This window comes from Bradyrhizobium sp. LVM 105, from assembly GCF_003957705.1.
GTDB lineage: Bacteria > Pseudomonadota > Alphaproteobacteria > Rhizobiales > Xanthobacteraceae > Bradyrhizobium > Bradyrhizobium frederickii.
Window position 1 is genome coordinate 241,745 of sequence record NZ_QZMV01000010.1, and the last position, 25,747, is coordinate 267,491.

General features: G+C 65.1%; 25 protein-coding genes. 17 read left to right on the forward strand and 8 right to left on the reverse strand.

Annotated features, from left to right (window positions below; translation table 11 throughout):
- Positions 1-243: 243 nt before the first annotated feature.
- The 12 genes from cysG (at position 244) to D6B98_RS26190 (ending at position 11,554) form a co-directional block, all read left to right on the forward strand.
- A complete protein-coding gene (cysG, locus tag D6B98_RS26135; protein WP_126259758.1) occupies positions 244-1,668 on the forward strand; it encodes a siroheme synthase CysG in 1,425 nt (474 codons plus the stop codon).
- Positions 1,665-1,982 (forward strand): DUF2849 domain-containing protein, encoded by a 318-nt coding sequence (locus D6B98_RS26140; protein WP_126259759.1) that lies wholly within the window; start codon positions 1,665-1,667, stop codon positions 1,980-1,982. The genes cysG and D6B98_RS26140 overlap by 4 nt, the downstream gene beginning before the upstream one ends.
- Before the next feature lie 11 nt (positions 1,983-1,993).
- The gene (locus D6B98_RS26145; RefSeq protein WP_126259760.1) at positions 1,994-3,649 is read left to right on the forward strand and encodes a nitrite/sulfite reductase; all 1,656 of its coding nucleotides are present in this window, start codon (positions 1,994-1,996) and stop codon (positions 3,647-3,649) included.
- The gene (locus tag D6B98_RS26150) at positions 3,636-4,151 is read left to right on the forward strand and encodes a DUF934 domain-containing protein (RefSeq protein ID WP_126259761.1); all 516 of its coding nucleotides are present in this window, start codon (positions 3,636-3,638) and stop codon (positions 4,149-4,151) included. Before D6B98_RS26145 ends, D6B98_RS26150 begins: the two co-directional genes overlap by 14 nt.
- Complete coding sequence (locus tag D6B98_RS26155) at positions 4,148-4,879, forward strand: phosphoadenylyl-sulfate reductase (RefSeq protein WP_126259762.1); 732 nt, start codon at positions 4,148-4,150, stop codon at positions 4,877-4,879. Before D6B98_RS26150 ends, D6B98_RS26155 begins: the two co-directional genes overlap by 4 nt.
- Positions 4,880-4,999: 120 nt before the next feature.
- Positions 5,000-6,001 carry a sulfate ABC transporter substrate-binding protein gene (locus tag D6B98_RS26160; protein ID WP_164718868.1) on the forward strand — a complete coding sequence of 334 codons (1,002 nt, stop codon included), beginning with the start codon at positions 5,000-5,002 and terminating at the stop codon, positions 5,999-6,001.
- Positions 6,002-6,038: 37 nt separating this feature from the next.
- Positions 6,039-6,875 carry a sulfate ABC transporter permease subunit CysT gene (gene cysT, locus D6B98_RS26165; protein ID WP_164718869.1) on the forward strand — a complete coding sequence of 279 codons (837 nt, stop codon included), beginning with the start codon at positions 6,039-6,041 and terminating at the stop codon, positions 6,873-6,875.
- 9 nt (positions 6,876-6,884) lie between these two features.
- A complete protein-coding gene (gene cysW, locus D6B98_RS26170; protein ID WP_126259765.1) occupies positions 6,885-7,808 on the forward strand; it encodes a sulfate ABC transporter permease subunit CysW in 924 nt (307 codons plus the stop codon).
- On the forward strand, positions 7,798-8,832 hold the full coding sequence (locus D6B98_RS26175; RefSeq protein ID WP_126259766.1) for a sulfate/molybdate ABC transporter ATP-binding protein: 1,035 nt from the start codon (positions 7,798-7,800) through the stop codon (positions 8,830-8,832). The genes cysW and D6B98_RS26175 overlap by 11 nt, the downstream gene beginning before the upstream one ends.
- A gap of 178 nt (positions 8,833-9,010) precedes the next feature.
- The gene (locus tag D6B98_RS26180) at positions 9,011-9,511 is read left to right on the forward strand and encodes a CAP domain-containing protein (protein WP_126259767.1); all 501 of its coding nucleotides are present in this window, start codon (positions 9,011-9,013) and stop codon (positions 9,509-9,511) included.
- Between the two features lie 77 nt (positions 9,512-9,588).
- The gene (locus D6B98_RS26185) at positions 9,589-10,773 is read left to right on the forward strand and encodes a DUF3734 domain-containing protein (RefSeq protein ID WP_126259768.1); all 1,185 of its coding nucleotides are present in this window, start codon (positions 9,589-9,591) and stop codon (positions 10,771-10,773) included.
- The gene (locus D6B98_RS26190) at positions 10,766-11,554 is read left to right on the forward strand and encodes a 3-hydroxybutyrate dehydrogenase (protein ID WP_126259769.1); all 789 of its coding nucleotides are present in this window, start codon (positions 10,766-10,768) and stop codon (positions 11,552-11,554) included. Before D6B98_RS26185 ends, D6B98_RS26190 begins: the two co-directional genes overlap by 8 nt.
- A gap of 125 nt (positions 11,555-11,679) precedes the next feature.
- On the opposite strand, the gene D6B98_RS26195 is transcribed toward D6B98_RS26190, so the two are convergent.
- From D6B98_RS26195 to D6B98_RS26205, 3 genes are all read right to left on the reverse strand, one after another.
- Complete coding sequence (locus D6B98_RS26195) at positions 11,680-12,504, reverse strand: sulfite exporter TauE/SafE family protein (RefSeq protein ID WP_126259770.1); 825 nt, start codon at positions 12,502-12,504, stop codon at positions 11,680-11,682.
- 196 nt (positions 12,505-12,700) lie between these two features.
- Positions 12,701-14,068, reverse strand: coding sequence for an oligosaccharide flippase family protein (locus D6B98_RS26200; protein WP_430644611.1), 1,368 nt, complete (start codon positions 14,066-14,068; stop codon positions 12,701-12,703).
- A gap of 276 nt (positions 14,069-14,344) precedes the next feature.
- A complete protein-coding gene (locus tag D6B98_RS26205; protein WP_126259772.1) occupies positions 14,345-15,184 on the reverse strand; it encodes a protein-disulfide reductase DsbD domain-containing protein in 840 nt (279 codons plus the stop codon).
- Between the two features lie 142 nt (positions 15,185-15,326).
- On the opposite strand from D6B98_RS26205, the gene D6B98_RS26210 reads away from it, so the two are divergent.
- On the forward strand, positions 15,327-15,971 hold the full coding sequence (locus D6B98_RS26210; RefSeq protein ID WP_126259773.1) for a YqgE/AlgH family protein: 645 nt from the start codon (positions 15,327-15,329) through the stop codon (positions 15,969-15,971).
- 159 nt (positions 15,972-16,130) lie between these two features.
- Here the strand turns inward: D6B98_RS26210 and D6B98_RS26215 are convergent, their stop codons facing one another.
- Positions 16,131-17,018: a TauD/TfdA dioxygenase family protein gene (locus tag D6B98_RS26215; RefSeq protein ID WP_126259774.1), complete on the reverse strand. Its 888-nt coding sequence runs from the start codon at positions 17,016-17,018 to the stop codon at positions 16,131-16,133.
- 98 nt (positions 17,019-17,116) lie between these two features.
- On the reverse strand, positions 17,117-17,896 hold the full coding sequence (locus D6B98_RS26220) for an SDR family NAD(P)-dependent oxidoreductase (RefSeq protein ID WP_126259775.1): 780 nt from the start codon (positions 17,894-17,896) through the stop codon (positions 17,117-17,119).
- 98 nt (positions 17,897-17,994) lie between these two features.
- Between D6B98_RS26220 and D6B98_RS26225 the strand changes: the two genes are divergently transcribed.
- Together D6B98_RS26225 and D6B98_RS26230 are read left to right on the forward strand one after the other, a co-directional pair.
- On the forward strand, positions 17,995-18,732 hold the full coding sequence (locus tag D6B98_RS26225; protein WP_126259776.1) for an SDR family NAD(P)-dependent oxidoreductase: 738 nt from the start codon (positions 17,995-17,997) through the stop codon (positions 18,730-18,732).
- A gap of 83 nt (positions 18,733-18,815) precedes the next feature.
- Complete coding sequence (locus D6B98_RS26230; protein ID WP_126259777.1) at positions 18,816-19,187, forward strand: CsbD family protein; 372 nt, start codon at positions 18,816-18,818, stop codon at positions 19,185-19,187.
- Positions 19,188-19,351: 164 nt separating this feature from the next.
- Here D6B98_RS26230 and D6B98_RS26235 read toward each other — a convergent pair whose 3' ends face one another.
- Complete coding sequence (locus D6B98_RS26235) at positions 19,352-21,058, reverse strand: SGNH/GDSL hydrolase family protein (protein ID WP_126259778.1); 1,707 nt, start codon at positions 21,056-21,058, stop codon at positions 19,352-19,354.
- Positions 21,059-21,228: 170 nt separating this feature from the next.
- Positions 21,229-22,611, reverse strand: coding sequence for a lytic murein transglycosylase (locus D6B98_RS26240; protein WP_126259813.1), 1,383 nt, complete (start codon positions 22,609-22,611; stop codon positions 21,229-21,231).
- Between the two features lie 210 nt (positions 22,612-22,821).
- Between D6B98_RS26240 and D6B98_RS26245 the strand changes: the two genes are divergently transcribed.
- A complete protein-coding gene (locus D6B98_RS26245) occupies positions 22,822-23,697 on the forward strand; it encodes a UTP--glucose-1-phosphate uridylyltransferase (RefSeq protein ID WP_126259780.1) in 876 nt (291 codons plus the stop codon).
- 107 nt (positions 23,698-23,804) lie between these two features.
- Here D6B98_RS26245 and D6B98_RS26250 read toward each other — a convergent pair whose 3' ends face one another.
- Positions 23,805-25,301, reverse strand: coding sequence for a sensor domain-containing diguanylate cyclase (locus tag D6B98_RS26250; protein WP_126259782.1), 1,497 nt, complete (start codon positions 25,299-25,301; stop codon positions 23,805-23,807).
- Positions 25,302-25,455: 154 nt separating this feature from the next.
- On the opposite strand from D6B98_RS26250, the gene D6B98_RS26255 reads away from it, so the two are divergent.
- The gene (locus D6B98_RS26255; RefSeq protein ID WP_126259784.1) at positions 25,456-25,719 is read left to right on the forward strand and encodes a DUF7662 domain-containing protein; all 264 of its coding nucleotides are present in this window, start codon (positions 25,456-25,458) and stop codon (positions 25,717-25,719) included.
- The last annotated feature ends 28 nt before the right edge of the window (positions 25,720-25,747 follow it).

Genomic DNA, 25,747 nt, shown 5'->3' on the forward strand with positions numbered 1-25,747 from the left:
TCGGCGCGACATCGGCAGAAAATTCTTGCGAGCCCGCACGTGCGACGGGGGCTTTGCTGCTTACTCCGACAGAAGCGGAATCGTCCTTGAGAAGATGCATCTCTGCCACTTTGCGTTTGGAGGCGAAAATTCTATAGTTGCGATGCAGAAGAGAAGAAAAAATTTTCTCTTTGCGCGCTTGAAACGACACATATATAGAAAACAATTCCAGTCAACCCCGGATGTGGGGGAAGCGGGTATCGTATGCGGTTCTTGCCGGTATTCCTCGATCTCAAGGCCGGTCCGGTGGTTCTCATCGGCGCGGGCGAGCTTTTGCGCGCCAAGCTGCGCGTGCTCGCCGCCGCCGGCGCGCGCATCCGCGTGCATGCGATCGACGGCAATCAGGATCTCGGCCTCGGCGCGGAAGATGCGGCGCGTATCGAAATCCTGACGGGCGATCCGCTCACCGCCGATCTCTCGGGCGTCATCGCCGTCGTCTGCGCAGGCGCCGGCGATGTCGGCGTGGCGATGTCGGGTCGCGCCAAGGCGCTCGGCCTGCCCGTCAACGTCATGGACGATCTCGATCATTCGAGCTTCATCTTTCCGGCGATCGTCGATCGCGGCGATGTCGTGGTCGCGGTCGGCACCGGCGGCACCTCGCCAGTTGTGGCGCGGCGCGTGCGCGAGAAGATCGAGGCGCTGCTTCCGGCGCGCATCGGCGAACTCGCCGAGTTCATCGGCAGCTTCCGCAAATCCATCAACGAACGTATCGCCGAGTTTCCGCTGCGTCGCCGCTTCTGGGAGCGCGTGATCGACGGTCCGATCGGTGCCGCCGTGCTCGCCGGCCGCAAGGGCGAAGCGGATGCATCGCTCAAGGCTATCTCCGACCCCTCCGAATTCGCGCGCGCCGACAAGCCGGAAGGCTCGGTCGCGCTGGTCGGCGCCGGCCCCGGCGATCCCGATCTTCTCACCATCAAGGCGCTGCGCGCCTTGCAGGATGCCGACATCGTCTTCCATGACGAGCTGGTCTCGCCCGAGATCCTCGACCGCATCCGCCGCGACACCACGCGCGTTGCCGTTGGTCGCCGCGTCGGCAAGCCCGGCATCGGCCAGGACGCCATCAATCAGCGCATGATCGAGGCCGCGCAAGCCGGCCAGCGGGTGGTGCGGCTGAAGGGCGGCGATCCGTTCGTGTTCGGGCGCGGCGGCGAAGAGATCGAAGCGCTGCGCGCCGCAGGTGTTCTCTATTCGATCATTCCCGGCATCACCGCAGGCCTCGGCGGCGCCGCCGATTTCGAGGTGCCGCTCACCTACCGTCATGAAGCGACCCGCATCACCTTCCTCACCGCGCACAAGGCGCGCGACGCGGAAGCCGTCGACTGGTCGACGCTGACCGACACCAGGATGACCGTCGTCGTCTACATGGGCGTGTCCGCGGCACCCGCCGTGCGCGCGGGCCTGCTCGCGGCGGGCCGTTCGCCGGAGACGCCGGTCGGCGTGTTCGCCCGCGTCACGCGACCCGATGCGCAAGGCGCGATCGGCACGCTTCGCGAACTTCCCGAACTCGCACGGCGGGCCCATGGCGGTCCGGCCATTCTCATCATCGGCGAGGTGGTCCGGCATGCCGGTTCGCTTCGCCGCCAGACACCCAACCAAATCATCTCTGACCTATTGGATGCAGCCGAATGACCTCCCCGCTCGAACAGAAGAAGATCAAGATCGCCGGCCCCTCGATCGTGACCGCCAACCGCACCTGGGACGGCATCGTGGTCTACCGCACCGCCGCCAAGAGCTGGTCCGCGGACCTCTCGGAAGCTGCGATCGTGCGCAACTCCGATGAGGCCAAGGCGTTGCTTGCGGAGTCCATCGCCGATGACGTCGGCGCGATCGGCCCCTATATCGCCCCGGTGCAGGTCGGCGCGGACGGCAAGATCGAACCCGGCAATCTGCGCGAACAGATTCGCCGCACCGGTGTGACCATCGGACAGTCGGCCCAGGCTTAAGGCATCTTCTTATGTATGCTTACGACGAAATCGACCGCACGCTCGTCAACGAGCGCGTCTCGGAGTTCCGCGACCAGGTGAAGCGGCGCCTCTCCGGCGAGCTCACCGAGGACGAGTTCAAGATCCTGCGGCTTCAGAACGGCGTCTATCTGCAACTGCACGCCTACATGTTCCGCGTCGCGATCCCCTACGGCACGCTGGCGACCAACCAGCTGCGGGCGCTCGCCCATGTCGCGCGCAAATACGACCGCGGCTACGGCCATTTCACGACGCGGCAGAACATCCAGTTCAACTGGATCAAGCTCGCCGAGCTGCCGGACGCGCTCGAAGATCTCGCCAAGGTCGGCATCCACGCGATGCAGACCTCGGGCAACAACATGCGCAACGTCACCTCGGACCAGTGGGCCGGCGTCGCGCCCGGTGAGATCGAGGATCCCCGCATCTGGTCGGAGCTGATCCGCCAGCACACCACGCTGCATCCGGAATTCTCGTTCCTGCCGCGCAAGTTCAAGATCGCGATCACCGCCTCGGACCACGACCGCGCCGCGATCAAGATCCACGACATCGGCCTGCGCCTGATCAAGAACGAGAAGGGCGAGACCGGCTTCGAGGTGCTGGTCGGCGGCGGTCTCGGCCGCACGCCGTTCATCGCCAAGACCATCAAGCACTTCGTGCACGGCCGCGACATCCTCAGCTACATCGAGGCGATCCTGCGCGTCTACAATCAGTACGGCCGCCGCGACAACATCTACAAGGCGCGCATCAAGATCCTGGTGCACGAACTCGGCATCGAGAAGTTCTCGCGCGAGGTCGAGGACGAGTGGCAGCACATCCGCAATTCCTCGCTCCAGATCGACGACGAGGTGATCGAGGACATCCGCTCGCGCTTCACCTATCCGGCGTACGAGAAGCTGCCGCACATGCCGGACGAGCTGCGCCAGGCCGCGGCCGATCCCGACTTCGAGGCGTGGCGCAAGAACTCGGTGGCCCCGCACAAGGTGCAGGGCTATTCCATCGTCACGATCTCGCTGAAGCCGACCGGCGGGCCTCCGGGCGATGCCACCGCCGAGCAGATGGACGCGCTCGCCGAACTCGCCGACAAATATTCCTTCGGTGAGATCCGCGTCGGCCATGAGCAGAACCTGGCGCTGCCGCATGTCGCCAAGCGCGATCTGCCGGCGCTGTGGAAGGCGCTCGACAAGCTCGGGCTCGCAACGCCCAACGTCAATCTGATCACCGACATCATCGCCTGCCCCGGGCTCGATTATTGCTCGCTGGCGAATGCGCGCTCGATCCCGATCGCGCAGGAATTGACCCGGCGCTTCGCCAATCACGAGCTCGCCAATCTGATCGGCCGGCTCCACATCAACATCTCCGGCTGCATCAATGCCTGCGGCCATCACCATGTCGGCCATATCGGCATTCTCGGCGTCGAGAAGAACGGCGAGGAAGTCTACCAGATCACCATCGGCGGCCGTGCCGACGAGAACGCCGCGCTTGGCACTTTGATCGGTCCGGGCGTCAAGTTCGACGAGGTCGCCGACGTCGTCGAGGACATCGTGGAAGCCTATCTGGCGCTGCGCGAGCGGCCCGAAGAGCTGTTCATGGACACCGTGAAGCGCCTCGGCGTCGAACCCTTCAAGGAGCGCGTCTATGCCACTCGTTAAAGGCGGAAAGATCACGGGCGACAGCTTCGTCAAGCTCGCCGTCGACACGCCGCTGCCCGAGGGCGGCGACATCCTGGTGCCGGCCGAGCGCTTCCTGGGCGAGGCCGACAACCTGCTCAATCGTTCGGGCAAGGTCGGCGTGATCTGGCCCAACAACCGCGACATCGGCGAGCTCGTGCCCTATCTCGGCAAGATCGCCGCAGTCGCGCTGGTGTTCCCGACCTTCCGGGACGGACGCGCCTACAGCCAGGCCCGCCTGCTGCGCGAGCGCTATAATTATCGCGGCGAACTGCGTGCCACCGGCCAAGTGCTGCGCGACCAGTTCGTGTTCATGCTGCGCGCCGGCTTCGATGCCTTCGAGGTCAAGAAGCAGGCCGACGCGGAAGCCTTCATGCAGACCGCCAAGCGCTACTCGGTGTTTTACCAGCCGACCGGCGATGGCCGTATCACCGCGCTGCACCGGCGCATGCAGCTGCGTCATTCCGAGGGGGTCGGCACGTGAACGTCGTTGCGTCTCAGCTCGCTCAGGCCTCCGTTTCTGCGCTGCCTTCCGCGGAGGAGCTCGATCGTGCCCTGCGCGATGCCTCGCCCGCGGAGATCGTCGCTGCGGCGCTGAAGACGGTCGGGCGCGAGAAGCTGGCGCTGGTGTCGTCCTTCGGCACGGGATCGGCCACGCTGCTGAAGGTCATGGCGGATGTCGACCCGGCGATCCCCGTGATCTTCCTCGACACCGGCTGGCTGTTCGAGGAGACGCTGGCCTATCGCGACACGCTGATCGCGGCGCTGGGTCTGAAGGATGTCCGCTCGATCAAGCCGGCCGAGGAGACCCTGTCGCGCGAGGATCCCGACCGCGACCTCTGGTTCTCCGATCCGGACGCCTGCTGCCGCATCCGCAAGGTGGAGCCGCTGGCGCGTGCGCTGAAGCCCTTTGATGCCTGGCTCAACGGCCGCAAGCGCTTCCAGGGCGATGCACGCACCGATATTCCGGTCGTCGAGGACGACGGTGTGCGGTTGAAGTTCAATCCGTTCGCCAACGTCTCGCGCCAGGAACTCGAGGCGATTTTCGTCCGCGCCAAATTGCCGCGTCATCCCCTGGTCTCCTCCGGTTTCCGGTCGGTTGGGTGTATGCCTTGCACGAGCAGAACGGCCGAAGGCGAGGATGAACGCGCCGGTCGCTGGCGCGGCCGAGCCAAGACAGAATGCGGCATCCACACGATGAAGACTTCGTAGCACAGCCACGTCGTCACGCTGCGAACAAGAAAATCCGGTTTCGTTGACTTAAGCGCTTTTCGCCGCGAGTTTCGCCTGCCTTCGCCGACATCGACGTCAGTGAAGTGAATGGAGATGGACATGATGCGCCGTATCGTTCCGCTCGCTGCAGGCCTCGTCTTGACGGGTTTCTTGGCAAGCTCGGCTCTCGCCGCTGACATCAACCTGTTGAACGTGTCGTACGATCCGACGCGCGAGCTCTATGCCGAGTTCAACAAGGCATTTGCGAATGCCTATCAGAAGGAGGCCGGCAAGAGCGTCGAGATAAAGCAGTCGCATGGCGGCAGCGGCTCGCAGGCCCGCGCCGTGATCGACGGCTTGCAGGCCGACGTGGTGACGCTCGCGCTTGCCTACGACATCGATGCGATCGCGGCCAAAGGTCTTACCGCGGCCGACTGGCAGAAGCGGCTGCCGCAGAATTCATCACCGTATACCTCGACCATCGTGTTCCTGGTGCGCAAGGGCAATCCCAAGGCGGTCAAGGACTGGGACGATCTGGTCAAGCCGGGCGTCGCCGTGATCACGCCGAACCCGAAGACATCGGGCGGTGCGCGCTGGAATTATCTTGCGGCCTGGGGTTTTGCGCAGAAGAAATACGGCTCGGCCGACAAGGCCAAGGATTTCATCGGAAAGCTCTACCAGCAGGTGCCGGTGCTCGATACCGGAGCGCGCGGCGCGACCGTGACGTTCGTCGAGCGCGGCGTCGGCGACGTGCTGCTCGCCTGGGAGAACGAGGCGTTCCTCGCGCTGAAGGAGTTCGGCGTCAACAAGTTCGAGATCGTCGCGCCGCCGCAATCCATCCTCGCCGAACCGCCGGTCGCCATCGTCGACAAGGTTGCCGATAAAAAAGGCACCCGAAACGCCGCCGACGCCTATCTCCAGTACTGGTACACCAAGGAGGGGCAGGAGATCGCGGCGCGCAACTTCTACCGTCCACGCGATGCCGAGATCGCCAAAAAATACGAAAACGCTTTCGCCAAGGTCGAACTATTTACGATCGACGACGTTTTTGGTGGTTGGACCAAGGCGCAGAAGGAACATTTCGCCGACGGCGGCATCTTCGACCAGATCTACAAGAACTGATCGGGCGCCGTCTTAAGACGCTTTAGCAGGGGGCCTGGTGAGCGCAATCGCAGCACGACGCCGGACATTGCCGGGCTTCGGTCTCACGATGGGACTGACGCTGTCCTGGCTGTCCGTCATTATCCTCATTCCGCTCGCCGGGCTGTTCCTGAAGTCGCTCGAGCTCAGTCCCGAGCAGTTCTGGAATATCCTCTCCAGCCGCCGCACCTTGAATGCCCTGCGCGTCTCCTTCGGCCTCGCCTTCGCGGCGGCCTGCGTCAATCTCGTCATGGGCAGCATCATCGTCTGGGCGCTGGTGCGCTACCGCTTTCCCGGCCGCCGGCTGTTCGACGCCATCGTCGACGTGCCCTTCGCGCTGCCGACCGCGGTCGCGGGCGTCGCGCTGACGGCGCTGTTCGCCGAGAAGGGCTGGCTGGGGGCGCCGCTCGCGGCGCTCGGCATCAAGGTGGCGTTCACGCCGGTCGGCATCTTCGTCGCCATGATCTTCATCGGAATTCCTTTCGTGGTGCGCACGGTGCAGCCGGTGCTGCAGGATCTCGATCCCGAGATCGAGGAAGCCGCGGGCAGCCTGGGAGCCAACCGCTGGCAGACCATCATCCGCGTGATCCTGCCCTCGCTCGCGCCGGCTCTGCTCACCGGGCTTGCGCTCGCCTTCGCCCGCGCCGTCGGCGAATACGGCTCGGTGATCTTCATCGCCGGCAATCTGCCCAACGTGTCCGAGATCGCGCCGCTCTTGATCGTGATCCGGCTGTCCGAGTACCGCTATGCCGACGCGACCGCCATCGCGGTGGTCATGCTCGTGGTGTCCTTTGTCGTCATCTTGGCCGTCAACCGGCTCCAGCGCTGGGCGCAGAGCCGGATGCCGGCGCGTTGAGGGCGAACCATGACGATGCAGATGGCAGATTCCGTTTCGCTCGCGGCCCCCGACGCCGAGGCCCGGGCAAAGGCACGGGCGCATGCGGAAGCCGCGCGGGACAACCTGCGCACCGAACCGCGACCGGTGCGCATCATCATCATCGCGCTGGCGATGATCTTTCTTTCAATCTTCGTCGTGCTGCCGCTGGTGGTCGTGTTCGCGCAGGCCTTCTCCAAGGGGATCGCCGCCTATTTCGTCGCACTCGCCGAGCCGGAAGCGCTGGCCGCCATCAAGCTGACGTTGATCGTCGCGGCGATCTCGGTCGGCCTCAACCTCGTCTTCGGTCTCGTCGCGGCCTGGGCGATTGCAAAGTTCGATTTCCCCGGCAAGACCTTTCTGATCACGCTGATCGACCTGCCGTTCTCGGTGAGCCCGGTGATCTCCGGCCTCGTCTTCGTGCTGCTGTTCGGCGCGCAGGGCTATTTCGGCAGCTGGCTGAGGGATCACGATATCCAGATCCTGTTCGCGGTGCCCGGCATCGCGCTTGCCACCACCTTCGTGACCTTCCCGTTCGTGGCGCGCGCGCTGATCCCCCTGATGCAGGAGCAGGGCACGCAGGAGGAGGAGGCCGCGATCTCGCTCGGCGCCTCAGGCCTGCAGACCTTCTTCCGCGTCACGCTGCCCAACATCAAATGGGGCGTGCTCTACGGCGTCCTGCTCTGCAACGCGCGCGCGATGGGCGAGTTCGGCGCGGTCTCGGTCGTCTCCGGCCATATCCGCGGCGAGACCAACACCATGCCGCTTCTTGTCGAGATCCTCTACAACGAGTACCAGTTCGTCGCCGCCTTCGCGATCGCCTCGCTGCTGGCGATGCTGGCGCTGATCACGCTGGTCGCCAAGACCGTTCTCGAACGCCATCTGGACGAAGGACAAGACCCAAGTGACCATTGAAGTCAGGAATCTCGTCAAGACGTTCGGCAGCTTCAAAGCCCTCGACGGCGTCGACCTCAAGGTCAATGACGGCGAGCTGCTGGCGCTGCTCGGCCCATCCGGATCCGGCAAGACCACGCTGCTGCGGATCATCGCCGGGCTCGACTGGCCGGACTCGGGCGAGCTCTTGTTCAACGGCGAGGATGCGCTGGCGCAGGGCGCGCGCGAGCGGCATGTCGGCTTCGTGTTCCAGCATTACGCGCTGTTCCGCCACATGACGGTGTTCGAGAACGTCGCCTTCGGCCTGCGCGTGCAGCCGCGCGCAATCCGCAAGGACGAAGCGATCATCCGCGCGCGCGTCAAGGAGCTGCTGGATCTCGTGCAGCTCGACTGGCTTTCCGGCCGCTATCCGAGCCAGCTCTCCGGCGGCCAGCGCCAGCGCATCGCGCTCGCCCGCGCGCTCGCGATCGAGCCGCGGATCCTGCTGCTCGACGAGCCGTTCGGCGCGCTCGATGCCAAGGTGCGCAAGGAGCTGCGCAGGTGGCTGCGCTCGCTGCACCACGAGATCAACGTTACCTCGATCTTCGTCACCCACGACCAGGAGGAGGCGCTGGAAGTCGCCAACCGCGTCGTTGTCATGGACAAGGGCAGGATCGAGCAGATCGGCTCGCCCGACGACGTCTATGAAAGCCCGGCAAGCGCCTTCGTTCACGGTTTCATCGGCGAATCCATCGAGCTCCCGGTTCAGGTCGAGGGCGGCGTCGTCAGGCTCGGCGAGCGGCCGCTCGCCCTTGCGGCGGACGGGCTCGCGCCTGGCGCGTCAAGACTGTTCGTGCGGCGACACGACATGCTGGTCGGCCCGCCCGGCAGCGGCACCTTCGAGGGCGCCGTGCAGCATGTCCGCAATTTCGGTCCCGTGCAGAGGGCCGAAGTCGCATTGTCAGGCGGCAAGACCATCGAGATTGACGCCCCCCGCGACAAGGAACTGCGTGCCGGTGATACGATCGGCCTCGAGCCACGCCGTTACCGGATATTTGCGGGCTAGAAACCCCCCGTCATTCCGGGGCGATGCGAAGCATCGAACCCGGAATCCCGAGATTGTAGCGCGAGATTCCGGGTTCGCGCTGACGCGCGCCCCGGAATGACAGCTACGATTTTCCTCAAAATTCACCTTTCAGCCATTGTTGATATGCAACAACGGCCCCTCATTCGGGGGCACCTTCATGCGCGCTGCGGCCGCAATTCTCATCACTTTGCTGCTCGCCGGCTGTGCCGGCAACGAGACACCGGTCCAGCAGCCGTCGATGTATGCCGACATGGCGGTCCCGGGCTCCAAGCTCGATGCGCAGGCGGCCGCGATCATGATCTCGCAATACCGCCAGAACAACATGCTCGGCACGGTCGTGGTCGACCCCGATCTGATGCGGCTTGCGGAATCCCAATCCCAGGCCATGGCCGCCGCCAACAAGATGGACCATGACGTCCGCGCGCCCTTGGCCAAGCGCCTCGCCACCGGCGGCTACCCCGCGACCGTGGCCGTCGAGAACGTCTCGGCCGGCTATCACACGCTGGCGGAAGCCTTTTCCGGCTGGCGCGACTCGCCTCCGCACCGCGCCAACATGCTCAAGAGCGGTGTCACAAAATTGGGCATCGCGGCGAGCTATGCTCCCGGCACCAAGTACAAGGTGTTCTGGACCATGATCCTGGCCTCGACGGAGCGATAAGCCAGACTTGATCCCGGCATGCATTGACGCGGTCGTGGAGTGTCGCCACGGTGGCGCGCCATTGCTATTGTTCCCCCATGACAGATCATAGCCCGGAATCCACCTGCATCCCCGCGAATGCGCAACGCGTCCTGGTTCTGCAGGGCGGCGGCGCGCTCGGCTCCTACCAGGCCGGTGCCTATCAGGCGCTGTGCGGCGCCGGCTTCGAGCCGGAATGGGTCGCCGGCATCTCGATCGGCGCCGTCAACGCCGCCATCATCGCCGGCAACGAGGGGCAGACCCGCGTCAAACGGCTCAAGGAATTCTGGGAGATGGTTTCCGCGCCGGTGCCGTGGAAGCCGATCGGCAAGAGCGACCACAGCCGCGAGCTGTTCAACTCGACCAGTGCCGCGCTGATCGCCACCTTCGGCGTGCCCGGCTTCTTCGTCCCGCGCGTCCCGCCGGCGCCGCTGTGGCCGCCGGGGCATCCCGAAGCCGAGAGCTATTACGACACATCGCCGCTGAAGAAGACGCTGGAGCGTCTCGTCGATTTCGACCGCATCAACGACCTGAAGACCCGTCTGTCGGTCGGCGCGGTCGGCGTCACCTCCGGCAACTTCAAATATTTCGACAATTACGAGTTGAAGAAGCTCGGCAAGAGAATCGGCCCGGAGCACATCATGGCCTCCGGCGCGCTGCCGCCCGGCTTTCCCTCCGTGATCATCGACGGCGAGCATTATTGGGACGGCGGCATCGCTTCCAACACCCCGCTCGACTACGTGCTCGACGCCGAGGTCGAGCGCGACATGCTGATCTTCCAGGTCGACTTGTTTTCCGCGCGCGGCGATCTGCCGACCTCGCTGCTGGAGGCCGCCGAGCGCGAGAAGGACATCCGCTATTCCAGCCGTACGCGGATGAACACCGACAAGAACAAGCAGCTGCACAACGCCCGCAAGGCCGTGCGCGACCTGATCGGCAAATTGCCGGATTATCTGAAGACCGATCCTTCCGTCGAATTCCTCACGAAGGTGTCGCGCGAAAGCACCGTCACCGTGGTGCATCTGATCTACCGCAGCAAGAACTACGAGTCCTCGTCGAAGGACTACGATTTCTCTCACGTCGCCATGGTCGAGCATTGGGATGCCGGCGTGAACGACGTGCATCTGTCGATGCGCCACAAGGACTGGCTCGAGCGGCCGCAGTCCGGCGAGACCATGGTGACCTACGATCTCACGGGGGACGTCTCCGCGCCCCCGGCAAAAAGGAGTGAATCAAATGGGTAGTCTGTCAGGCAAGAACGCCGTCGTGACCGGGTCCACCAGCGGCATCGGGCTCGCTTATGCGCGTGCCTTCGCCGGCGCCGGCGCCAACGTCGTCATCAACGGCTTCGGCACGCCGGAGGACATCGAGAAAGAGCGCGCCAAGATCGAACAGGAGTTCAAGGTCAAGGCGATCTATTCGCCGGCCGACATGACCAAGCCCGCCGAGATCGCCGGCATGATCGCGCTCGGCGAGACAACGTTCGGCTCGGTCGATATCCTCGTCAACAATGCCGGCATCCAGTTCGTGTCGCCGATCGAGGAGTTTCCGATCGAGAAGTGGGACCAGATCATCGCGATCAACCTGTCCTCGGCCTTCCATGCCATCCGTGCCGCCGTCCCCGGCATGAAGAAGAAGGGCTGGGGCCGCATCATCAACACGGCGTCCGCCCACTCGCTGGTGGCCTCGCCCTTCAAGTCGGCCTACGTCTCGGCCAAGCACGGCATCGCCGGTCTCACCAAGACCGTGGCGCTGGAGGTTGCGACCCACAAGATCACCTGCAACTGCATCAGCCCCGGCTACGTCTGGACGCCGCTGGTCGAGAAGCAGATCCCCGACACGATGAAGGCGCGCAATTTGACGCGCGAGCAGGTCATCAACGACGTGCTGCTCGACGCGCAGCCGACCAAGGAGTTCGTCACGTCCGAGCAGGTCGCCGCACTGGCGCTGTTCCTGTGCAGCGACGACGCCGCCCAGATCACCGGCACCAATCTCTCGATCGATGGCGGCTGGACGGCGGCGTAGAGCGCTCAGTGTTGTAGGGTGGGCAAAGGCGCGTCAGCGCCGTGCCCACCATCTTTCGGTGATTGAGACAAGTGGTGGGCACGCTATCGCTTTGCCCACCCTACGATTCTGTCGCCCGGGCGGGCCTAATGCGTCCACGCCAACGCCGTCACGAACGCCGAGGACAGGTGCAGCTCCGCAAACATGATCTTGCCGGCGACGACGAACAGCACGCAGGCAAGCGTCAGCCGCAACACCGTCTCGGGCACGCGCGTGGCACTGTAGCTGCCGACGATGATGCCGGGCAGCGAGCCCACCAGCAGCACGCCCATCAAGGCCCAATCCACGTCGCCGAGCGCCCAGTGCCCCATGCCGGCGACCAGCGTCAGCGGCACTGCATGGGCGATATCGGAGCCGACGATGGTCACCATCGGCAGGCGCGGATAAAGCAGCAGCAGCACGGTGACGCCGACTGCACCCGCGCCGACCGACGAGATCGAAACCAGCACGCCGAGGACGATGCCGGTCACGACGGTCGCAATCGCGGTGGTGCGATCGTCGACGCGCTCCAGCCGGCTGCGATAGCGCTCCATGATCGACTTGCGGAAGATCAGCGAGGTCGCGGTCAGCAGCAGCGCGAAGCACAGCACCAGATTGACCAGGCTGCGCTCGGAATCGCTTTTGAGGTCGAGTTTCCACAGCACGAGCAGCGTGAGCGCGCTCGCTGGAATGCTGCCGCAGGCGAGCCGCAGCACCGCCGGCCAGTGCACGCTGCGCGACCAGCCATGCACCAAGCTGCCGCCGGTCTTGGTCGCGGCGGCATAGAGCAGGTCGGTTCCGACCGCCGTGGCGGGATGAACACCGAACAGCAGGATCAAGAGCGGCGTCATCAACGAGCCGCCGCCGACGCCGGTCATCCCGACAAGCAGGCCGACGCCGAATCCAGAGGCGACGTAGAGTGGATCGAACATGTCAGGGGAATCTTAGGTTGATCTCGTCGGTTAGGCAATACGACGTAGAATAAAGTTTCCCCAATGCGCAACCGTCTGGGCAGAATAAGAAGAATTTTGCATCAGGTTGAAGAAGCGGAGGCGTTTTGCCTCGTTCGCGCGCGTACGCTGACAGTGCCGTTCCCCCGAAAGCGCTGAGCATTGAGGCGCGCAGCGCCTATTTGCCGAACGCCAGCACGTGCAGGCCAAGGCGTTGCCGTACGATCCAGAACAACAGCACCGTCTCGAAGGTGAGGGAGATCGAGGTCGCGGCGGCGGCGCCGTGGCCGCCATAGCGCGGTACCAGCGCGATGCAGAGCACGAGGTTCATCACGAAGGCCAGCGCGTAAGCGAGCGCGCAGATCTTCTGCTGACCGAGCATGTTGAGCAGCCGCTCGACCGGCCCGATCGCAGCGCGCACCACGAGCCCGATCGCGGCGACGAACATGATGTCGTAGCCGACCACGAATTGCGGCCCGAACAACCAGAGCAGCGGCTTGCCGAGCGCGAGCAGCACGATGGTCGCCGCCAGCGACGGCCAGAACGTCCAGTTGATCGCATGCGCCACATAGGCCGACAGCCGCGCCTTGTCGCCGCTTGCGTTGTATTCGGCGAAGCGATGCGCCGTCGTCGCCGACATCGCGTAGTGGATGAACGAGACCAGCGCCAGCGTCTTCACCACCGCAAAGTAGACGCCGACCTCGTCGGAGGGACGGAACTGCTGCAGCACCAGCACGTCGGTATAGGACAGCAGCAAATAGAAGCTCTCGACCAGGAGGATCGGCAACGAGACGGCAAGCCAGCCGCGGATGTCGTAAGCGCTGGGACCGGGCTCGATGTGATCGGCGAGCTTGCGGTTCAGCACCAGCATCTGTCCGGTCATCGCGATCCACACCGCCCCCGCGCTTGCGGCCATCGCGGCGACGGCGCCGAGATGGTAGCCGAGCAGGAAGGCTGCGCCGGTGAAGCCGATGATCAGCGCCTGGCGGATGATGAATTGCGGCATCAGGCCGAGCTGCATCCAGTCATGCGAGCGCGCGATGCCGTCCTGGGTGTTGGCGACCACGAAGGCGGGGAGAGTCATGCAGCCGATATAGAGCGGCAGCTCCTCCGCCGGCTCGATCCAGGGCGACAGCAGCCTGACGATGCCGGCGAGGCCGAGCGACACCAGCGTCGACACGGCAAAAGTCAGCCAGCGGCTGCCGGAGAGAAAGCCGCGGAGTAGCGCCTGCTCACCGCTGGCGCGATATTCCGGAATGATCTTCTGTGCCGAGGCCGAGATGCCGAAATCCATCATGCTGCCGAGCAGCAGCACCCAGGTCCAGACATAGACATAGACGCCGTAATCGGACGTGCCCATCCAGCGCGCCAGCAGCACCTGCGAGACATAAGCGAGCCCGGCGCTGATGACGCGGATGACGAAGATGGTGCCGGCAAGCCGCCGCGTCAGCGAGGCCTCGCTGGGCCCGCCCGTCAGCCTGGCCCGCAGCCGCGCGATCAGCCCGGCCGGTCCGGTCGTTGCGGGTTCTGCATCCATCACGGCCAATTCGAAGATCCCTCAGGTCGCCCGGCATGCTGTGGCAGGTGAGGGATTAGCAACCATTCGTTAAGATTGGGTTGGGTGGCGTTCCATCCTCGGTGTCATCCCGGACAAGCGCGCCTCAAGCGCGCGCAGATCCGGGATCCATAACCCCAGGGAGAAGTTTCGACGCGCGCTGGCAACGACGAGCCTTCGCCAAACCACTCCCTGGGGCTATGGGTCGCGGCTCTGCGTTTCGCTTGTCCGGGACGACAGCTGAATGTGGAGCGTCGGCAGCGCAACTCACTCCAAGTTCGTATTGAACTCGTACGATTTCTCCGGCCCGACCAGCGTGAATTTCAGCGCCGCACCCTCCGGCTTGGCGCCCGGCGGCAGGCCGTCGAGCTCGAAGGAAAACCGCATCACCCCGGGCGGGCTGTGCTGCACCGGGGCCGGAATCGGCAGCGCCCAATCCGGCGTCGGGCCTTCCACGAACAGATTGACGTTGCGGCTGTCAGGCGTGACCACGTCGACGACCACGTTCTTCGGCCCGTCGCGCTTGACGTCGCGGATGGTGAGCGGATTGGGATCGCCGATATTGGCGGGCTTGGGCACGGTGTCGAGCGCGGCACGCAAATTGGCGTCCTCGGTCGAGGCGACGCTGTTGAAGCCGAGCTCGGCCTTGGCCTCGACCGGAATGCAGAGCTTCTCGCACACGGCGTAATTGATCTCGGCACGCAAGGTCACGGGCTTGTCGGCCGCCTTGGCGACGATGCGCAAGGGCAGCACGATCTGGTCGTGATAGCCGATCGAATGGCCACCGGCGCCGTCGTCGAATTTCAGCGGTGCCGGCCACATCACCGTCACCGCCTCGACATTGTCCGATTTCGAGAAGTCGAACCGCGGCGGAACGCCGGAATCGCCGGGGGTACGCCAGTAGGTCTTCCACCCATGCTGGAGCTGGAAGGCGATACCGCCGAGCAGGACGGCGCCGCTGCGTGATCCCGCCAACAGCCGCACCGCGGAATGTCCGTCGCGCTGCCACGGCGAAGCGTCATCGGCGCGGACTGCGATGGCGAGCGACGACGCAAGCAGGGTTGTCGCGACGCCAATCGCCGCACGCAGGGGAACTCTTGTGAGCATGGCACGTCTTTACAGGGTCGCCCCGGGGCAAACCATTGAATTGCTTGTGATGGATGCATCTGTATGGCGTCTGCGCAAGCCTTGATTTGACAGCGGCCCGGGCCGACATCAGGATAGGAATTGAAACCGGAGTGCTTTACCGATGGCTCCCACAGGAAAGAGAACGGGCGAAAGCACCCGCGGCGCGGGTCCGGCGCTTCCCAATTCGGCCGGTTATCTCGACGGCCGGCTGCTGATCGCGATGCCCGTGATGGGCGATTCCCGTTTCGAGCGCTCGGTGATCTATCTCTGCGCCCATTCGGCGGAGGGGGCGATGGGCATCATCGTGAACCACCCGGCCGGCAGCATCGACTTCCCCGAGCTGTTGCAGCAGCTCGGCATCATCAAGAAGGGCGAGCACATCAAGCTGCCGGAGAATGCCGAAAGCATGAAGGTGCTGCGTGGCGGCCCGGTCGATACCGGCCGCGGCTTCGTGCTGCATTCCAGCGACTTCTACATCGAGAACGCGACGCTGCGGATCGACGACGGCGTCTGCCTCACGGCGACCGTCGACATCCTGCGCGCCATCGCCAGCGGCTCCGGCCCCAAGCACGCCATTCTCGCGCTCGGCTATGCCGGCTGGGCGCCGGGCCAGCTCGAGACCGAGATCCAGAGCAACGGCTGGCTGCATTGCGATGCGGATGCGGATTTGATCTTCGGCGACGACGTCGACGACAAATACAACCGCGCCCTGCAGAAGATCGGCATCGATCCCGGGATGCTCTCGAACGAGGCGGGACACGCGTAGCTGGCGCCGTCGTCCCACCTCCGCTGTCATGCCCCGGCTTGACCGGGGCATCCAGTACGCCGCGGCGGATGTGGTGAGAACGATTCCTCAAATGCAGGCCTCTGGAATACTGGATCGCCCGGTCGAGCCGGGCGATGACACCCGTTGCTGAGCAAACGCCTACTCCGCCGCCTGCTGCTGCACCGTCGGCTCTGTCCCCGCCACCGTCGCACGGCGCATGTCGCGGGGCTGCGACTGGTCGTAGCGGCGGACGCGGTGCATGGTCTGGCGGTTGTCCCACATCACGAGGTCATGCAGCTTCCATTTGTGGACGTAGACGAATTCTGCTTGCGTCGCGTGCTCGTTGAGATCGCGCAGCAGCAGGCGGCCTTCAGGCACGCTCATGCCGACGATCTTGCCGGCGTGCGACGACAGATACAGCGACTTACGCCGATGCACGGGATGGGTCCGCACCAGCCGTTGCAGCACCGGCTTGAACATCTCCTTCTCCTCGTCGGTGTATTCGGTGAAGCCGAGCGATCCCCGTGAATACATCAGCGAATGCTCGCAGACGAGGTCTTCGATCTCCGCCTTGGTCTCGTCGTCGAGCGCGTCATAGGCGGCGCGCATGTCGGCGAACTCGGTGTTGCCGCCCTTCGGGTTCACCACGCGCGCCGACAGCAGCGAGAACTTTGCCGGGATCGGGCGGAACGAGCTGTCGGAGTGCCACAGGCAATTGCCGAGATTGAACAGATTGGCGCGGCTGTCCTTCGGCAGCGGCTTGCCGTCCTTGCCGAGGTTGGACACGTCGTTCAGGCCCGAGGTGAGGCGGTATTCATCGGCCTTGGTGATGTTGCCGCCGCGGGCGTCCTCGCGCTGACCGAAGTTCAGGGCGAAGGCCATCTGCTGCTCGTCGGTGATGTCCTGGTCGTGGAACACCAGCACCGCGTATTTGTCCATGGCGGCCTCGACCTCGCGCGCCTCATCCGGTGTGAGCGGCTTGCGCAGATCGAGGCCGGACACCTCGCCGACAAAATGCTTCTGAAGCTGCCGGATGGCGATCGTCATGACGTTCTCTCCCGCGTGTCGCGAGCGGTTGGTCCCGCTCTGTCGACGAAAAAGCTACTCCCGCGCTCGCACTTGTCAACGCGCGGCGCGCATGCCTCTCACGCGTTCCGCGCCATCAGCCCGCCGTCGACCGGGATCACCGCGCCGGTGAGAAAGGACGCCGCCGGCAGGCACAGGCTCAAGGTCATATGCGCGACCTCCTCGGGGTCGCCGTAACGGCCGAGTGCGGTGCGGCGCCTGGCGTAGATCGTCTTGTGCTCCTCCGAGATGCGGTCGGTGATCCCAGTGCGGATCGGGCCCGGGCAGATGCAATTGACGGTGATGCCCTCGCGGCCGAGCTCCACGGCGAGCGAGCGGGTCAGGCTGGCGACGCCGCCCTTCGCCGCCGAATAGGGGCTGTGCAATGCGGTGGCGCCGAGCGCCTCGGTCGAGGCGATGTTGACGATGCGCGGGCACCTCGACTTGCGCAAATGCGGCAGCGCGGCGCGGATGATGCGCGGATGCGCCGTCAGCATCACGGCGATGCCCTTGGCCCAGGCGTCCTCATAGCCCTCGTCGTCGATCGCAACGCGCACGGAGATGCCGGCGTTGTTGACGATGATGTCGAGCCCGCCGAAATGCGCCGCGACCTCATTCACCACACGCTTGATCTCGCCACCGTCGGCAACGTCGAGATTCCACGCTTTTCCTGCGCCACCGCTCGCGGCAATCTCCTCGGCCACCGCCTGCGCGCCCTGCGCGTCGTAATCGGTGACGGCGACGTTGGCGCCTTCGCTTGCGAACACGTGCGCGGTCGCGCGCCCCATGCCGCTGGCCGCGCCGGTGACGAGAACGGTCAGGCCCTTGACGGACCGGCTGAGCTCTTTGAACCCGGACATGTTTGTTTCCTCGGAACGCTGCTTGTTCTTGTTATGATTGACAAGGCTGGCATCGATCCGCAGACAGGTCAAACAAGCAAGACAAAAGGGAGGCCGCGATGGCGAACGAGCTCGATTGCTCAGGCAAGCAGGTGCTGGTCGTCGGCGGCTCGAGCGGGATCGGCAACGGCATCGCGCAGGCTTTTCGCACGCGGGGCGCGCAGGTCGCGGTGTGCGGCACGCGGGCTCGCGCAACGGAATATTCAGCCGAAGAAGGCTCCGATCTCACGGGTCTTTCCTACGCGCAGCTCGACGTCAGCAACCCCGGTGCGATCGAGGCGTTCAAGCCATCCTTCGACCGGCTCGACGTGCTCGTGCTGGCGCAAGGCGCGGTGCTCTATCGCCGCGGCGAATTCGAGATGAGCGGCTTCCGCAAGGTGGTCGAAGTCAACCTGATGAGCCTGATGGCCTGTGCGACGCGGTTTCATTCCATGTTGCGGGATGCCAAGGGCGCGCTGATCATGGTGTCATCGACTGCGGCCTATCATTCCACCATGGGAAATCCCGCCTATAACGCGTCGAAGACCGGCGCGGTCGGATTGACGCGAACGCTGGGCGAGGCCTGGGCCGAAGACGGCATCCGCGTCAACGGCATCGCACCCGGGCTCGTCGACACCAAGATGACGAAGGTGACGACCGACAATCCGAAGCGGCTCGAAGGTGCGCTCGCGCGCATCCCGCTGCGGCGATTGGGCACGCCGGCCGATATGGCAGGCGCGGCGCTGTTCCTGGCCTCGCCGTTGTCGTCCTACATCATTGGCCAGACTTTGGTCGTCGATGGCGGGTTGATTTTATAGCCATCCGGGCAACACTTTCGTCATCGCTTGGAACTGCGCTGCTCCTGATCGGTTACTTGGGCTGACCCCCGAGGAGGAGCATCATGGACACGGATCGGATTGTTGGATCGGCCAAGGAATATGCCGGACGCGCGGAAGGCGCGATCGGAGACATGGCAGGCGATGCCAAGACGCAGGCATCGGGCAAGGCGCGCGAGGCTGCGGGCACGGTGCAGAATCTCTACGGCCAGGCCAAGGATGCCGTGCGCGATGCCGCGGACACCGCGACCAGCTACGCCAAGGACGCCTATGAGAACAGCGGCGACACCTTCCGCGACGGCACGCAGGCGCTGTCGAAGAAGGTGCAGGACAATCCGCTCGGCGCCCTGATGGTGGCCGGCGGCATCGGCTTTGCGCTCGCGCTGCTGATGTCGCGCCCCGCCCGCCGTCCGCCGCCGCCGCGCTGGCGCTATTAACGGCTGAGTACAAACACGCACTCGCGCCCCGGACGCGCAGCGCAGCACGTAGTGTTGCGCTGCTGAGCCGGGGCCCATTCTTTGTGAATGTCGCCGGGCTGGGTCCCGGCTCTGCGTCGCATCACCCCAGGGGGTGCTGCGCCGCGTCCGGGACACGACAGTAATTACCGGAACATCTCGGCGGAGCGACCGACGTTGCCCGGCGGACGCGGGATCCCCGGATTGGGATTCGGATTGCGCGGCCCGGGCGCCGGCGCCAGTTGACGCGGCGGCGCTGGCTGCGGCGAGCCGAAGCCGAAGAAATCGCGGAACGTGGGCGTCGCCTGTGCCGGCTGCTGCGATGGCAGCGGCGGCTTCTTCGGCGCTAGTTTCGGCGGCGCGATCGCGGCGGCGGCTCCCGGCGCGTTGGGATTGGCGGCGTTGCCCTCAGGCGTCGTCGCGGCCATCGGCGTATCGCCCTTGGCCTGCTCGCGGCCGACTTCGCGGCGCGGCCAGGCATAATCGTCGGCGCGGCCGGCCGGCGCCGCCAACGGCTCGCCCTTCACCATCGTCCTGGCAGCCAGCGCATCGACGGTGGCGGGACGCGAGCCCGGCCCGCCCAGCAATTGATCGGTCGAGATCGAGGCCGCGACCAGCGGCACGATCGGCCCCGCCAGCGGCCGCGGCGCGGGCTTGCCGGGCTCGGCGCTGGTGTCGGGAGTCGCCGGCTCGCTCGGCAGCGCGATCGGGCCGGAGCGTCCTGCCAACAGGCGCGTGATCTCGCGCTCGACATAATGCGCGAGCTTGCGCGCGCCGGCCTTGGTGAAATAGACGCCGTCAGAGCTGCGCAGCTGGCGGATCTGGCCTTCGAAGTCCGGGCCCTTCTGCAGGAAGCGGCCGGCTTCGTCGACGAAACCGTCCCAGACGTCGACATAGGTGATGCCGGCCTTGGCCGCGCCCTCGCGATAGAGCGAATCCAGGAACAGCGTATCCGCGGTGCCCTTGGGTCCGCGAACCGCGGGCAGGCCGACCCAGAGCACCGGCACGCCCTTGGATTTGAGGACGCCCGCGAGCTCCTCGATCTTCTTGCCGTAGAGCTCGATCCAGCGCTCGTCGCGGAATTCGTAGAGGCCGTTCGGATTGCGCGCCGTCTTTTCCGGCGCGGTCGCAGGCGTGTCGGCGTTGTCGGCGTCGTCCTGCGGCAGGTCGGCATCGGCAGGCTTGTCGTCGGGTTTGGCAGCCGTGTCGCTGCCGGGCTTGGTCTCGCCGGGCTTTGCCGGCGGCTTGCCGCGCGCGCCCTTGTCGTTCTTCTTGTCCTTATCCTTGTCCTTATCGGTAGCCTTCTCCGCCACAGGTTCGCGGATCGCGGCGCGGTCGTTGAGGCCGAGCATGACGACGATCACATCGGGCTTTTCGGTCTCGAGGATGCTTCTTGCCGCCGCCGCCCAGTCCGAGGGCTCACCCTTCGGCTGGTACTTGATCAGTCCGGAAACGGTCTTGTGCTTGCGGATCACGCCCATGTCGGGCTGCTCGGCATAGGCGTCTTCCAGGCCGTAAGCGAGCCAGTCGGCCATGGCATCGCCGAGCACCAGCACGTTCTTCTCGGGAATGGTGTCGCGCTTGGCCGGCGCCGGGGCGCGCGAAAAATCCTGCCGTGGCGCCTGCTGCTGTTGCTGCTGGAACGGTGTAAAGAAGTCGCCGCCAAACCAGCCGCCGCCTCCACCCCGTTGTGGTGGCGGCGCCGAACGCTGCGGGGGGCCGCCGAAGCCGGGGAAGTTGAAGAACTGCGCCGAGGCAGGCCCCGCGACCGTCGCCAGGATCGCAAGCGCCGTCCCCAGCGCGATCAACGGGCCGGTCTCGGTCAGTGCCTTGAACAGGGACTTCTTGGACATGCGATCTCGGGCACGCGCAACGGGTATCGGGAGTGACTTAATATAGTAACGGAATCGGGCGCCAAACGGGCAAATTCCGTTGCAGATTCTTGCCCCATACATCGGGGAACAGCCGCCTGCGTCAAGCGCGGCGGGCGAAATCCCTGTTCAGGGTTACTTTCGGGGCGATTTTACCGTCCGCGCAGCCGATCCAGCACGTCGGAGGAGGCAAATCCGTCGGCGGGCACCCCGATCGAGGCCTGGAAGTTGCGCAGCGCCTCCCTTGTCTGGCCGCCGAACTGGCCGTCCGGGGTGCCCTTGTACAGGCCGCGCTGGGCCAGCAGCTGCTGCAGCTCCAGCCGCTCGGTGCGCGACAGTTCGCGCTCCTGCCGCGGCCAGGGCTGCACGAAGGGCTGCCCGCCACGCAGGCGGTCGGCGAAATGGCCGATCGCCAGCGCATAGGCCTCGGCCGGGTTGTACTTCATGATGACGCGGTAATTCTGCAGCATCAGGAAGCCGGGCCCCTGCGCGCCCGCCGGCGCCAGCAGATAGGCCTTCTCGCCCGGATTCGGGAACGGCTGGCCCGTCGCCCGCTTCAGCCCGAGCTTCTCCCATTGCGCGATCGGCATCGCCTTGGCGCGGTCGGCCAGCATGTAGTTGAAGCCTTGGGGCACCACGACCTCGAAGCCCCAGGTCTGGCCGGCCTGCCAGCCGTCCTTCTTCAGATTGTTGGCCGTCGAGGCGATCAGATCGGTGGGATTGTCGACGACGTCGCGCCGTCCGTCACCGTCGCCATCGATGGCAAAGCGCTTGAACGCGGTCGGCATGAACTGGGTCGGACCGAAGGCGCCGGCCCAGGAGCCGCGCATCTGCTCCGGCCTGAGATCGCCGCGGTTGAGGATCTCCAGCGCCGACAGGAATTCGTCCTTGAAATAGGCCTGACGGCGGCCGATGCAGGCGAGCGTCGCGGTCGATTGCAGCACGCTGCGGTCGCCCATCTGCGTCGAGTAGTTGGACTCGATGCCCCAGATCGAGGCGATGGTGTAGCGATCGACGCCGGTCGCCTTCTCGGTGGCGTCGAACTGTGCCTTGTATTTGGCGAGGATCTCGCGGCCTTTGGCGAGGCGGTTGTCGTTCACGAGGATGTCGAGATAGTCCCAGATCGATTTGGTGAACTCGGGCTGCGAATCCATGAGGTCCATGATGCGCAGATCGGGGCTGAGGCCAGCCGTGAAGCGCTGGAAGTTTTCCAGCGTCACGCCGCGCCGTGCGGCATCGGGCCACATGCCGGCGACGCAATTGGTGAAGTTGCCGGCGGCCTCGCGGATCGCCGCGGCCGTCATCAAGGGATGGCCGGAGGCGCCGTCCTCGCCGCTCCAGGGCAGGGGGCCGCCGGGTCCCGGCGGGGCTTGCGATGGCGCCGCGTTGGGGCCCGAGAAGATGCCGCCGAACAGGTTGGAGAGGCCGTTCTGCGCCTGCGCCTGCGCGCCGGCAGGCAGCAGCAAAGCGGCCGCAACCATCATCGCGCCGGTCGCGGATACCGTCCGTCTTGCCTGCCCTGCCACCGATCGCATCATGTCCCACCCGTCGGGCTTTCAAAAATCCGCCATCAGGAGGCCTGGTTACGGTTGCCAATAGCTTAACAAAGGTGAAATTTTGGTGGCGGCCTTTTTCTTAACTCTGACCGGGCGAGGCCCCACATCCGCCTTTGTTGGCGGCTGCAAACAGGCTAGCAAGAAGCCATTGCTCCCGTCACATGTGCCCCCAGGTATTCGATCAATCACATGAGAATTCGCAAAGCTGTATTCCCCGTTGCCGGCCTCGGCACCCGCGTCCTGCCTGCCACCAAGGCGATGCCGAAGGAAATGCTGACCATCGTCGACAAGCCGCTGATCCAGTACGTCTATGACGAGGCGAGGGAGGCCGGCATCGAGCACTTCGTCTTCGTCACCGGCCGCAACAAGAACGTCATCGAAGATCATTTCGACCGGATGTACGAGCTCGACGCGACGCTTGCGGCACGCGGCAAGAAGACCGAGCAGGACATCCTGGCGCAGAACCAGCCGGAAGCCGGCGCCGTCAGCTTCACCCGCCAGCAGGCGCCGCTCGGCCTCGGCCACGCGGTCTGGTGCGCGCGCGACATCGTCGGCAACGAGCCGTTCGCGGTCGTGCTGCCCGACGAACTCGTGCTCAACACGCCCGGCTGCCTCAAGCAGATGATCGAGATGGCATCATCGCTCGGCGAGAAATCCAATCTGGTCGCGGTCGAGGCGGTGCCGGACCATCTCACGCATCAATACGGCATCTGCGGCGTCGGAAAACGCAATGGCAAGATGTTCGAGGTCGACGGCATGGTCGAGAAGCCGGCCAAGGGCACCGCGCCCTCCAACCTCTCCATCACCGGCCGCTACATCCTGCAGCCGGAGATCTTCAAGATTCTGGAGACGCAGGAGCGCGGCGCCGGCGGCGAGATCCAGCTCACCGACGCCATGATCGGCCTTGCCAGATCGCAGAAGTTCTACGGCGTCGAGTTCGAGGGCGAGCGCCACGATTGCGGCTCCAAGCCCGGCTTCCTGCGCGCCAACATCGCCTACGGCCTGAAGCGCCCGGAGCTGCGTGACGGCTTGATCGCGGAGATGAAGAAGTATCTGGGGCAGTAGCGCGCCTCGTCATTGCGAGCGAAGCGAAGCAATCCAGAATTTTTCCACGGAGACAGCCTGGATTGCTTCGTCGCAAGAGCTCCTCGCAATGACGAGGAGAGAGCTCGTCACGCCACCAGCGACAGCTGCGGCAGGCTCGCAATGACTGACTGGTTGCGGCCGCCAGCTTTCGCGGCGTAGAGCGCCTTGTCGGCGGCGGCGACCAGGACCGACCAGTCCATGCCGGCGGTGGGAACCAGGCTGGCGACGCCGCAGGACGCTGTCAAAATCACCTGCTCATCGGACCAGCCCTGCACCTTGGTCCGGATCGCCTCGGCGACCTTGAAGGCGTCGGTGGCCGATGTGTTCGGCAGCAGCACGGCGAATTCCTCGCCGCCGTAGCGCGCGGCACAGTCGCCGGCCCGGCTCACCGAATCGGAAATGCAAATGGCGATGCCGACCAGCACCTGGTCCCCTGCCTGATGACCGAACGTGTCGTTGTAGGCCTTGAAGTGATCGGCATCGATCATCACCAGCGCGATCGGCGTCTTCTGGCGCATGGCGCGCCGCCATTCGACGTCGATGACGGAATCGAACTTGCGGCGGTTCTTCAGGCCGGTGAGCGCGTCGGTCGTCGCCATCTCCTCCAGCTTGCTCTCGGCCTCGGCGCGCCGGACGATCTCGCGCGCCAGCACGAGCGTCGATCCCAGCACGAACAGCGCGAGCGCCAGCACCACGGCGCCGATGCGGAACGCCTCCTTCTGCCAGAGCGCGAATACGGCGGCCAGGGGTTTGCCCGCCACCACGAACAGCGGTCCGCTGTCGCCGCTGCGGACATAGAGCCGCGGCGTCGGGTCGACCGGGCCCTGTCCCGAATAGGCGGCGCCGATTCGGAGATTGTCGGCCTTCCAGCTCCGGCGATCGTTCAGGTTGGTGCCGATGATGTCGAGATCGAACGGCCGCCGCATCATGATGGTGCGATCGCGCTTGAGGATGGTGATGGTGTCTTCGGGATCGAGTTTCAGCTGATCGAAGAATTCGTGGAAATAGCTGAAGCGGATCGAGCCGGCGACGACGCCGAGGAATCCGCCGTCGGTGTCGCTGATGCGCCGGCTCAGCACGATCGCGTAAGCGCCGCGAAACAGCATGGGGCGGCTGATGAACAGCCCGATGTCGGGCTTGTCGCGATGAACCCTGAAGTAATCCTCCTCGCTCCGGTTCTCGGGAAGGGGATCGAGCGTGGAGGCGTCGATGGTCAGCCGGCCCTCGGCATCGAACACCTGGATGGCGCCGAAATGCCTGGCCGTCGTCGCGTGGTCGAACAGGATCAGGTGACGGATCGACTTCGACACCGTCGCGAGCTCGGGCAGCAGCATGTTGCTGGCGACCGCCTTCAGCGACAAATCGTAGATCTCGACGTTGCGGCTGACGTCGGACTGGATGGTGGTCGCGAGGTTCTCCAGCGTCTGGCGGGCGAGCGCCTCCTCGCCCCGGCGCATGTCGAGCATCACGTTGACGCAAATGGCGGAAAAGCCGATCACCGTCACTACGGACGAGATGATCAGCAGTTTCGCCGAAATCCGCCACGGCCGGCGGCCCATGGCGTCGCGCCATCCAGATAGCATCGCTTGCTCCCGACATAATTGGATGCGCCCGAAAGCTTGCGCGATGTTTAAGGCGGGACGGCGCTGCCGTAGTGAGTTAAGAATCGGTTTACGCAGCTCACGGTTTTGTGCAGACCCCGTGTGAGCAGACCCGCTTTGCGACGAGAGGACAATTGTGAACGACTACGACGCGTTGCGCGACTATCTGATGCGGCAGAAGCAGGACGAGCTGGTGCTGAGCTTCGAGCAGATCGAGGAGATCATCGGCGCGGCCCTGCCGCGCGCGGCCAATCGTGCCTCGTGGTGGGACAGCCTGCGCAGCCCCGACATCCAGATGCCGCAGCGCGAAGCCTGCCTCGCCGCGGGCTTCGTCGCGACACGGATGCCTGATGGTGCGAGCGTGCGGTTCAGGAAGCAGAAAAGCGATCGACGGCGGTGATGCCGAGGCGCGTTCTTCCCTCTCCCTT